At 41.4% G+C, this 11,093-nt stretch carries 6 protein-coding genes, 1 rRNA gene and 2 pseudogenes; 5 read left to right on the forward strand and 4 right to left on the reverse strand.

Features of this window, described 5'->3' with window-relative positions:
- The first annotated feature begins 139 nt into the window (after window positions 1-139).
- Entirely contained in the window at window positions 140-2,080 is a 1,941-nt protein-coding gene (nagB, locus tag FEM55_RS24110) for a glucosamine-6-phosphate deaminase (protein WP_138283907.1), read from the forward strand.
- A gap of 71 nt (window positions 2,081-2,151) precedes the next feature.
- Here the strand turns inward: nagB and FEM55_RS25065 are convergent, their stop codons facing one another.
- Complete coding sequence (locus tag FEM55_RS25065) at window positions 2,152-2,316, reverse strand: hypothetical protein (RefSeq protein ID WP_171036645.1); 165 nt, start codon at window positions 2,314-2,316, stop codon at window positions 2,152-2,154.
- Window positions 2,317-2,555: 239 nt separating this feature from the next.
- On the opposite strand from FEM55_RS25065, the gene mutL reads away from it, so the two are divergent.
- From mutL to dxs, 4 genes are all read left to right on the forward strand, one after another.
- On the forward strand, window positions 2,556-4,442 hold the full coding sequence (gene mutL / locus FEM55_RS24115; protein WP_138283885.1) for a DNA mismatch repair endonuclease MutL: 1,887 nt from the start codon (window positions 2,556-2,558) through the stop codon (window positions 4,440-4,442).
- Window positions 4,443-4,497: 55 nt separating this feature from the next.
- Complete coding sequence (locus FEM55_RS24120; RefSeq protein ID WP_138283886.1) at window positions 4,498-5,283, forward strand: rhomboid family intramembrane serine protease; 786 nt, start codon at window positions 4,498-4,500, stop codon at window positions 5,281-5,283.
- Window positions 5,284-5,286: 3 nt separating this feature from the next.
- Window positions 5,287-6,201: a rhomboid family intramembrane serine protease gene (locus tag FEM55_RS24125; protein ID WP_138283888.1), complete on the forward strand. Its 915-nt coding sequence runs from the start codon at window positions 5,287-5,289 to the stop codon at window positions 6,199-6,201.
- A gap of 73 nt (window positions 6,202-6,274) precedes the next feature.
- Window positions 6,275-8,218, forward strand: a complete 1,944-nt coding sequence (dxs, locus tag FEM55_RS24130; protein WP_138283890.1) for a 1-deoxy-D-xylulose-5-phosphate synthase — start codon at window positions 6,275-6,277, stop codon at window positions 8,216-8,218.
- Window positions 8,219-9,513: 1,295 nt separating this feature from the next.
- Here the strand turns inward: dxs and FEM55_RS24135 are convergent.
- From FEM55_RS24135 to rrf, 3 genes and pseudogenes are all read right to left on the reverse strand, one after another.
- Window positions 9,514-10,296: pseudogene (locus FEM55_RS24135) on the reverse strand (ISAon1 family transposase).
- A gap of 180 nt (window positions 10,297-10,476) precedes the next feature.
- Window positions 10,477-10,788: pseudogene (locus tag FEM55_RS25485) on the reverse strand (ISAon1 family transposase N-terminal region protein); the annotation flags it as partial.
- Between the two features lie 223 nt (window positions 10,789-11,011).
- A 5S ribosomal RNA gene (rrf, locus tag FEM55_RS25490) occupies window positions 11,012-11,093 on the reverse strand; the annotation flags it as partial.

Consider the following 11,093-nt stretch of genomic DNA (forward strand, 5'->3'; position numbering starts at 1 on the left):
CATTTTGCCAAGTTCCAATCGTACTTTGTATAATGTGCTTTTCCGGAATATGATCATTCTCTAATCAGTATTATTCATAAACTCTTAATAATATCCGTCATCTATGAGCCAACAAACGGTAAATTCCCAGACTATCCTGATGCAGACTGCCAATCATTCAAAAGGTACTGCCGGAACAATCGGGCAGCCCATTACTTATGAAAAAATACCGACACAGATCTTTGCAGATTCAAAAGAAGCTTCCAATGCGGTTGCCAGAGAAATTGCAGATCTGATTCGTCAGAAACAAAATGAAGGAAAGCCATGCGTGCTTGGCCTTGCAACCGGATCTTCACCAAAGACTGTTTACGCCATTCTTGTCCGTATGCACAGGGAAGAAGGGCTGAGTTTCAGGAACGTAATTTCATTTAACCTGGATGAGTATTATCAAATGGAACCGGATTCCATTTACAGTTATCACCGGTTCATGAAAGAACAGCTGTTTGATCATGTGGATATATTAAAGGAAAATTATTTTATACCGGACGGAACCGTTCCGTCTTCTTCACTGAGAGATTACTGTACTTCTTATGAAAACAGGATCAATGCCGTTGGCGGTCTGGATTTTCAACTACTGGGTATCGGCGGAAACGGGCATATCGGATTTAACGAACCCGGCGCGCTGATCAATTCCCGCACAAGGCTGATTACACTGGATCATTCCACGCGTGTGGCTGCTTCCATGGAATTTGGCGGACTGCATAACGTTCCCCGCAAAGCCATTACGCTCGGCGTAGCGCCTATTCTGAACGCGCGCCGCATTGTATTGCTTGCATGGGGCGAAAGAAAAGCTTCGGTAATTCAGCGAGCGGTGGAAGGACCGGTTTCTGAGCTGAATCCTGCATCCTATCTTCAGGCGCATCCGGATGTTTCCTTTGTTGTGGACGAAAGCGCAGCATCCGAACTTACCCGCATCAAGACGCCCTGGGCAGTTGATTCGGTCGTTTGGGATAACAAAATGATTAAAAAAGCAATTACGCATTTATCTCGTACATTGAGCAAACCGATTCTGAAACTAACCGACAAGGACTACAATGACAATGGTATGAGTGATCTGCTGGCGCAGTATGGCTCCGGATATGAAATCAATATCAACGTATTTAACCAGTTACAGCATACAATAACCGGCTGGCCGGGCGGAAAACCGGATGCCGATGATACTTACCGTCCGGAAAGAGCTTTGCCTGCTAAAAAACGCGTGCTTATTTTCAGCCCGCATCCGGATGATGATATTATCTCCATGGGCGGTACGTTCCAGCGGCTTGTTGATCAGGGTCATGAAGTGCATGTTGCTTATCAGACTTCCGGAAACATTGCCGTTGCTGATGATGAAGCACTTCGCTTTATTGACTTTGTCGTTGACTTCAACAATGGTTTTGGAATAGATAATGAAGAAACAAACCAGTTGTTCCTGGATGCAAAGAACTTTCTGCGACATACCAAAGACAGTGAAATTGATACACCTGAAATACGCAAAGTAAAAGGTTTGCTGCGACGCGGAGAAGCCAAGGCAACATGCCGCTTTGTAGGAATTCCGACCAGTCAGGCGCATTTCCTGAACATGCCTTTTTACGAAACGGGAACAGTTCAGAAAAAACCGATCGGCGCAGAAGACATCCAGATCATAGAAAACCTGATTGACGAGATCAAGCCGCATCAGATTTATGCAGCCGGCGATTTTGCCGATCCGCACGGAACGCATAAAGTTTGCTGGGATGCGATTGAAGCTGCACTGAACCGGTCGAAAGAAAAAGAATACATGAAAGACTGCTGGGTATGGCTGTATCGCGGTGCCTGGGCAGAATGGGATATTTATGAAATAGAAATGGCAGTTCCGATGAGTCCGGATCAGGTTCTGAAAAAACGCCAGGGAATATTCAAACATCAGTCTCAGAAAGACGGCGTTGTATTTCAGGGCGAAGATTCAAGAGAATTCTGGCAGCGTGCAGAGGAACGGAACAGAGGAACGGCCCATTTGTATGACGAACTCGGGCTTGCCGAATACGAGGCAATGGAAGCTTTTGTAAGATGGAAATTCTGACAGGAACCAATTTTAAAAAGAAAGAGCTTGGTATGATACCAAGCTCTTTCTTTTTAAAGCGTATATCCGTTTTATAATTCCATATCAATCCACATGCGTTGCGCCATTTTTTCAACCATGTTCATGATACCCTGCAAGGCACCAAAAACAATACACAACGGCAGAATAACCGGCAGGAATATCAGCCATTGCAATGCCATATTATAGTTGAACCTTTTAAAAACAGGCGTTTTCATAACGGGAACGTGTTGTTAACATCAGAGTTGAGTATCCTAAATTATATAAATATTTTAATCCTAACAAAGCTTTATTATAAAAACCTTTACATATTATATAACATTCTTATATTCAATATAACTATTTCTACTATTTAGCTAAACAAATATTACCTCGGCTTGCTTCGTACACATGAGATTCGTTGGCTGTTAAAAAATTTTTGTTTATTTGTTATAGTAAAGTAAACTGCAATTCCGACATGCCGTCTTCTGACATCATACAATTATTACCTGATTCCATAGCCAATCAAATTGCCGCCGGAGAAGTTGTTCAGCGACCGGCATCCGTAGTGAAGGAGTTACTGGAAAACGCCATTGATGCAAAAGCCAATTATATACAGGTGATATTACGGGAAGCCGGTCGTACGCTGATCCAGATTATAGACGACGGCACAGGCATGTCCGAAATGGACGCAAGAATGTGTTTTGAAAGACATGCCACTTCCAAAATTCGTCAGTCAGAAGATTTGTTCCGGATACGTACCATGGGCTTTCGAGGTGAAGCGCTTGCATCCATTGCCGCTGTTGCACAAGTGGAACTCCGGACCAGACAGGAATCCGACGAACTGGGAACCCTGATCCGGATTGAGGGTTCGGAAATAAAAACGCAGGAAGCAGTTGCATGCTTGAAAGGAACCAGTATTCTGGTCAGGAATTTATTTTTCAATGTTCCGGCACGAAGAAATTTCCTGAAATCCAACTCCGTAGAAATGCGGCATGTGCTGGATGAATTCCAGCGCGTAGCACTGGCGCATCCGCAAGTCGGTTTTTCTTTGCACCATAACGATACGGAAGTGTTTAACCTGATGCCCGGAAAGCTTGTACGGCGTATTGTGGATATTTACGGAAAAAGTTACCGGGAACAACTGGCTTTCTGCCAGGAAGACACTTCTTATATCAGCGTTCGCGGATACATCGGAAAACCGGAATTTTCAAGAAAAACCCGGGGTGAACAATTCTTTTTTGTCAATGACCGCTATATCAAGCACAGTTACATGCATCATGCTGTAATCAGTGCATTTGACGGGACCATACCGGAAGGAAGTCATCCGTTCTATGTGCTTTTTATAGAAATTGATCCTTCGCATATTGATATCAATATTCATCCGACCAAAACGGAAATCAAGTTTGATGACGAGCGATCGGTGTACGCCATTGTCATGGCTGCAGTTAAGAAAGCAGTCGGTATTTACAATCTTTCGCAATCCATCGATTTTGAGGGCAACACCAATTTTTTAAATACCTCGCCTTCGGATCAAAACAATAATCTGATTCCGAGAACCGTCATGCCGGATTGGGTTGCACAGTCCAAAAGAGACGAAAATAACCAGTCAAGATCCAATCTTACAAACTGGAACAAACTTTTCGAAGGATTACAGAACCCGGATGACCGCAACCGCGAACTGGCTGCATTCGAGCTGAACACACCGACTGCTTCCCGGCCATCGTATCAGGAAGAATCAAAAACAGTTGCAAGCAAAGTGAACCGGATGGCACTCGAAGCCATTTCTGCGCCGGAAAGTGATGCCATGCTTTTTCAGCTGCATAACCGGTTTATCCTTTCGCAGGTTAAAGACGGCATCATGCTTATTGACCAGAAAGCCGCTTATGAACGCATTCTTTACGAACGATACCGCAAGATGCTTACAAACCGGAACGGTGCATGTCAGCAGCTTCTTTTTCCGAAAACCATACGTCTGACGCATTCTGACATGCAGCTTGTGCATGAAACCAAAAAGGAAATCAGAAGTCTGGGGTTCGAGTTTGACGAATTCGGCTCAAATGAACTGATCATCAGAGGGATCCCGGCAGATTTGCCGGAAGAAAGCGAGCAGGATCTTTTTGAAGAATTAATAGAACAATTGAAGCAGAGCTACTCGGATCTAAAACTGAACAAACCTGAAAGTCTGTCCAGATCGCTGGCGAAGCGTTTTTCCATCCGTTATGCGGTAAAACTTTCACTTGTTGAAATTCACACGCTTATCAATCAGCTTTTTGCCTCAACGGACCCGAACCGGACGCCGACGGGCGAAGCAATTATTGTTTTGCTCACCATGGATAAACTTACAAGCATATTCAAGGGTTGAAGAACAAAATGACGAGGTGCGCAGTTATTAAATAAATCATTGATTTTCATAAAATATGTTGGCCATAACACCTACCGTAAGGAATTTACTTATACTGAATATCTTGTTTTTTATAGTTGATAAATATGCCCTGAATCTTACAAACGGATTTGCCTTAAGGTCGCTTTTTTCACCTGACTTTTTGCCTTTTCAATTTGTAACTTACATGTTTCTTCATGCGAATTTCGGACACTTGCTTGGTAATATGTTTGGTTTGTTCATGTTTGGTCCGCTGCTGGAAAGAGTCTGGGGTCCCAAAAAATTCCTTTTCTTCTACTTTTTTACGGGAATTGGCGCAGGAATTCTGTTTTCAGGAATTGATTATTTTGAAAACAGCCAGGTAAGACAAGCTGTTGAAATATATACACAAAATCCGACTCCGGACGCACTGGTTGACTTTATGAGCAAACATGCCAGAGGAATATATGAAGCCAGCCTTGATTTTGTAAATAAATTTGAAGATAATCCGACAAATTCCAGCTATATTCAACAAAGTGTTAATTTTGTAAACTCGTATTATCAAGGTTTGATAAATACACCGTTGGTAGGCGCTTCGGGAGCAATTTTTGGCATACTTATGGCGTTTGGTTTATTATTTCCAAACACTGAGCTTTTTCTGCTTTTCGTTCCGTTTCCTATAAAAGCAAAATATTTTGTTGCTTTTTATGGATTATACGAATTATACGAAGGGATACAAAACGCTCAGTCAGACAATGTTGCGCATTTCGCACATATCGGGGGAATGCTATTTGCATACATATTACTGCGTTACTGGGGTACGCAAAAAACAAATTTCTATTGAAAGATGAGCAATATTGTAGATGACGTTAAAAGGGAGTTTGCTAAATCGGAAAATGCACTCGTCAAGATAATCCTAATCAATACAGCAGTATTTCTGGTACTGCTGCTCCTGAAGATCATTCTTACGCTCTCTCAATCCTCGAATGTATATTACGCCGTTCTTGATACTTTAAAGCTTCCTGCTTCCACAAACGAGTTTATACACAGGCCCTGGACATTATTAACCTACTTTTTTACACATGAAGATATTTTCCACATTTTATTCAACATGCTTTTCCTTTACTGGTTTGGAAAGCTTGTGGATGAGTATCTCGGTGCAAAACGGGTTATAGCGCTTTATATGCTTGGCGGAATAGCTGGCGGAGTCATTTACATGGTTTTATACAATGCCCTGCCTTATTTCCAGTCGCAGATTCAGGATTCCAGAATGCTGGGTGCTTCTGCAGCAGCCTTTTCGGTTGCAGTTGGTGCATCGACTTTGCTTCCGAATTATACTTTTAACCTGATTTTCCTGGGTCCGATCCGGATCAAGTTCATAGCACTTTTTTACATTATACTTTCTCTGGCGCAAAGCCTTGGTGAAAACGCCGGCGGTAACCTTTCTCATCTTGCCGGAGCCATTATAGGGTATGTATTTATCAAGCTGTTGCAGAATGGAACGGATCTTGGGAAACCTATTTATGCCATTGTAAACAGCTGGTCACGCCTTTTCCGAAAGCGTCCTTCCATGCAGGTTACTTACCGCGAACGGCAGGTATACCGCAATACGAACGTATATTCCGCTTCATCTTCCGGAACCATAGAAGCACCTGACCAAATTGAAATAGATTCTATTCTGGATAAAATTTCAAGGTCCGGTTATGAAAGTCTTACAAGAGAAGAGAAGCAAAAGCTGTTCAAGGCGAGCCAGCAAAAGTAAAATCAGGTTTAACCCTATTTACGTAAAATTGTATTTCAGCAGGTTTCAATAATCTGATTTTAATAACCTCACTATGCTTATTACACCTGGAAAACTATTATCCAAAATTGATTCTCCTGCAGATTTACGGAAACTGGACAGCTCACAACTTCCGCAGGTCTGTAATGAATTACGCCAGTTTATCATTGATAACGTTTCTGTTTACGGAGGACATTTTGGAGCAAGCCTGGGTGTAGTCGAATTATCTGTTGCTCTGCATTACGTATTTAATACACCCGACGATCAGCTTGTATGGGATGTTGGCCACCAGGCATACGGACACAAAATCCTTACAGGCAGACGCAATGATTTTCATTCAAACCGGACATACGGAGGTATTTCCGGATTTCCGAAACGTAAAGAAAGTATATACGATGCATTTGGCGTAGGGCATTCCTCTACGAGCATATCCGCTGCTTTGGGAATGGCTGTTGCATCTGCATTGGAAAAAAATTATGAACGCCAGCATATTGCAGTAATTGGCGATGGTGCCATGACAGCCGGAATGGCGTTTGAAGGAATGAACCATGCAGGAGCTACGGATTCCAATCTGCTTATCATACTGAATGATAACTGCATGGCAATTGATCCGAATGTTGGTGCATTAAAAGAATATCTGACAGACATTACCACTTCTCAAACCTACAATAAGCTGAGGGATGAAGTCTGGAATATGCTTGGAAAGATGAGCAATTTCGGAAAGAGTGCCCAGGAAATTGTTTCGAAAGTCGAAACCGTTATGAAAACGGCCATACTTCGTCAGAGCAACCTTTTTGAATCATTGGGCCTGCGTTACTTCGGACCAATTGACGGCAACGATATAAGTCATTTAACGGATGTTTTAAAGGATCTTAAAAGTATTCCCGGACCAAAGCTTTTACATTGCCTTACGGTTAAAGGAAAAGGGTACGGCCCGGCAGAAAAGGATCAGACCAAATGGCATGCACCAGGCATTTTTGACAAAATAACCGGGGAAATCAAGAAAAAAGTTTACGACAGCCCGCAAGCTCCGAAGTATCAGGATGTATTTGGAAATACGATCGTAGAATTAGCGAAGCAAAATCCGAAGATCGTTGGTGTAACTCCGGCGATGCCATCCGGCTCTTCATTGAACATCATGATGAATGAAATTCCGGACAGAGCATTTGACGTCGGAATTGCCGAACAGCATGCAGTTACTTTTTCGGCAGGAATGGCAACGCGCGGAGACATTGTATTTTGCAATATCTATTCAACTTTCATGCAAAGAGCGTATGATCAGGTAATTCATGATGTGTGTATTCAGGAACTTCCGGTTATATTCTGTCTGGACAGGGCTGGCCTTGTGGGTGCTGACGGTCCCACGCATCATGGAGTTTACGACATTGCGTATATGCGTTGTATTCCGAACATGATCGTTGCTTCTCCGATGAATGAACAAGAGCTGAGAAATATGATGTATACAGCTCAGCTGGATTCGTTTCAATCCGGAAAATATGCTTTTACCATTCGATATCCAAGAGGAACCGGTGTTATGCCGCAATGGAAATATCCGTTTGAAGAAATAGAAATTGGTAAAGGCAGAAAAGTGAAACATGGAGAGGACATTGCAATTTTATCCTTTGGACCTTTGGGAAATTATGCTGAACAAGCCTGCATACAGCTTGAAAAACAAGGCATATCGGCAGCTTTATACGACATGCGTTTTGCAAAGCCTCTGGACGAAAAACTTTTACATGAAATTTTCGCTTCATTCGATCGTATTGTTACGCTTGAAGACGGATGCCTGCAAGGAGGATTTGGAAGTGCTGTGATTGAATTTATGGCCGATAAAGAATATAATTCCAAGGTTAAAAGACTGGGAATCGCGGATACCATTATCGAACACGGAGAACCGCATGAACTTTATAAGGAATGTGGCATTGATACAGCAGGCATTATGAAGTCAGTAACGGAATTTCTGGAAGCTAAAAGTACTTTAAATGTGTTTTCGCTATAAAGTATCCTTTGTCCTGATCGTTGTAACTACATATATACAAAATATAGGTGCTTGTTCCTGCTTATAACCAAGTAGAAACAAGCACTAATTCTTTCCAAGTCATTCAAAGCTAACTTTATCATACATCTGCTTTTGAGTCTTTGGTTTCTTATAAATCATTGATTTCAACATAATAATCATCTGGTTGTAATTACCAACCTGATTCAAACATTTCCTTTATACCCGAACTTTTCGCTTTGTCAATTCAATCTCTTGATTCAATTACTTTCAGTCATAACTCGTTTTTAAGCCTTATTAAAGGGAATGCTATAATTGCTGGCTATATTGACTTTCTATGTATTTAAGTATTGGTTCCTTCTATTTTATGAGGTCAAGAACATTAGTCATGGAGCAACTTGAATTAAGCTTATAATTGAGGAAGTATTTGGTATTTCTTACATCTCAAAATGTGCATGAAACGATTTGAAGCCAGACTGCCTGACTTTTTCATACCACTTTGCCAATCTGATGAGCCTTTATATTTTTTAGTAGTAGAGATATTATTGCTTAGTTCCAATTGTTTGATCATTTGCCCTTTTAAGACTAGAGAAACATTCAAATAAGAGTTATGCTTTACTCTCTGGCTGTTAGTACAGGTATCAGGCTTTTTGTACAACGTATATCTAATTAGAGCCGGTATTGTTTTACCAAACCGCTATTGCCAGCATCGTCAGCTGATATTCTTTTGCTTGCTAAATAGCATTATCCTCTTGATTTAAATCTTCATAATTTCAATGCAGACTTTATCGCCAACTTTTGAAACCGACTTAGAAATGAAAATATTGAAGTAAGTCAATCCCTGCCATTAACACCTTAAAACCGTACAATTGCCAAAATGTTATTTGGAATACTATCAACTAAAATCCTTGCAACGATCTATTGAAAACTTACTACTCATCAACGTTCCATTAGCTACCTCAATTAAGTCTCTAAAGACTACTTTCCTATTTAGTATCAGATTATTTGATACGTTAAATATAACGAAATCTTATATAGCCTCTAATGAAAAAATCTTGGACAGTAACTATTGGAAAGAAGTCTAAGAGAGTAAATTTTTTCTTTCAAAATCATTCTCTTGTACATTTCTTATTAAACACAAATAAGAAAGGCTTCGCCCTATTAGCCAGTAGAAATCAAATTTGAATTTTCTAGAATGAACTTTGAAGATAGCAGCTGAGCCCAGAACAGGAAGCTCTCAAGACGAACAGGTTCAAGATAAAAACGGATCAAGACCAAATGTTGTGGAGCAACTTGGATTAAGCATATAACTGAGTTAGGCGATAATGGAAGAATTTGACATTACGAACCCCTCGAAACTGACTTCTAAAAGCTTTGATCTTCGCGTTGAAGGATTCGGCGGATGCATTGGTACTTCTGTTGTCAAAATAGTTGACAATAGTTTTGTAGTGATTCTGGATTGAACGGGCGACGGTATTGAATGATTTGAAACCGGATTGCCTGACCATTTCATGCCATTTTGCAAGCCTAGTGAGCCCATAAATCTTTTTGGTAATTTTCGAGAAGATGTTGCTTAATTCTATCGACAACTTTTATGCCCGTTTAAGGTCTGGAAAGCGTTCAAAGAGAAGTTGCGCTCTTTCTTGCTGGCTATCAGTCCAGGCATTAGGCTTTTTATACAATGCATATCTGCTCCGCGCTAGTAATTGTTTTACGGTAGCACCGTTGGGCAATATTTCTGGCTGATATTCTGCCTGAGCGGCTTTTGCTGCCTGGATGGCGTCATTTTCTTGATCCAGCGCTTGCCAACGATGTTTGATTCGGATCTCTTGCAAAGCTTCGATAGCTAACCTTTGCACGTGAAAACGGTCGGAGACGCGTGTTGCCCGTGGAAAACATCTCTTAGCGATCATTAATATGCTACCAGCCATGTCAAGCGTAATTTGAGATACCTTTTTACGTCGTGCTTCTGGAATTTTGCGCATGACTTCAATAACTGCTTCGGCCTTGGTGCCTGCGATGATGGCTATAATGCTCCCTTTGCCGCCTTTGGCGGTTTTATTAGTGAGTATAGTGTACAACTCACCATGTGAAAGGCTGGTCCGTCAATAGATAAATGAAACCCTAGATTCTCAGAAAACAATAGCCACTTTTTGGCATGGACTCGCTGATTCCAACCTTTGAATCCACTCTGAAGATCGGGGTACTGACGCAATAATGCTATCCTATCAACTCCGTAGAACCCTCCAATAGATCTGATATTATTCGGGTTGGTATCTACCGATTTTCGCCTGGCGGCCCGGTTTTAAAAAAGCGGAAAACTCACTAGTCATCCGCGTTCCATTAGCTACCTCAGTCCAGTCTGGATAAACTACTTTTCCATTTTTGGTATTGAGCCATCTGCGGCGTTTAATATGAAGAAAGACCTTATGGCCTCGAATTGGGAAATCCTGAACAGTAATTGTCGAAAAGAAGCCTTTGGAAAGTAGATTTTTTCTTTCGGGATCATTCTCATCTTCATTTTTCTCATCGATATGTACGTGAAAAACACCGTCCTGCCGGTCGATAGAAGATAACTCAAAGTTTTAGAGGATGAACTCTGGTAAAAGAAATTGAATGATACGCAGGAAACTTTCCAAAATAAACTGGTTTGATTAAAAACACAAACCTAGATAAATCCTATGCGCTCCACAAGTTTTTAACTTGATCCGTTTTGTATTTGAATGTAACGCCGGGGCGGGGATGGAGCACAAAGAAAAAGACCATCTTTTTGGGGATGGTCTTTTTACGATGGTATTGTGGCGGCTACCTACTTTACCGGGTTTGATCCAAGTATCATCGGCGGTTCCGGGCTTAACTTCTCTGTTCGGAATGGGAA

The sequence above is a fragment of the Dyadobacter sediminis genome, from assembly GCF_005860765.1.
GTDB lineage: Bacteria > Bacteroidota > Bacteroidia > Cytophagales > Spirosomataceae > Dyadobacter > Dyadobacter sediminis.

Bases quoted from the DNA above. Each gene is read 5' to 3' on its own strand.
- nagB (WP_138283907.1), top strand. From the start codon at position 140: ATGCAGACTGCCAATCATTCAAAAGGTACTGCCGGAACAATCGGGCAG.
- mutL (WP_138283885.1), top strand. From the start codon at position 2,556: ATGCCGTCTTCTGACATCATACAATTATTACCTGATTCCATAGCCAAT.
- dxs (WP_138283890.1), top strand. From the start codon at position 6,275: ATGCTTATTACACCTGGAAAACTATTATCCAAAATTGATTCTCCTGCA.
- FEM55_RS25065 (WP_171036645.1), bottom strand. From the start codon at position 2,316: ATGAAAACGCCTGTTTTTAAAAGGTTCAACTATAATATGGCATTGCAA.
- FEM55_RS24120 (WP_138283886.1), top strand. From the start codon at position 4,498: ATGTTGGCCATAACACCTACCGTAAGGAATTTACTTATACTGAATATC.
- FEM55_RS24125 (WP_138283888.1), top strand. From the start codon at position 5,287: ATGAGCAATATTGTAGATGACGTTAAAAGGGAGTTTGCTAAATCGGAA.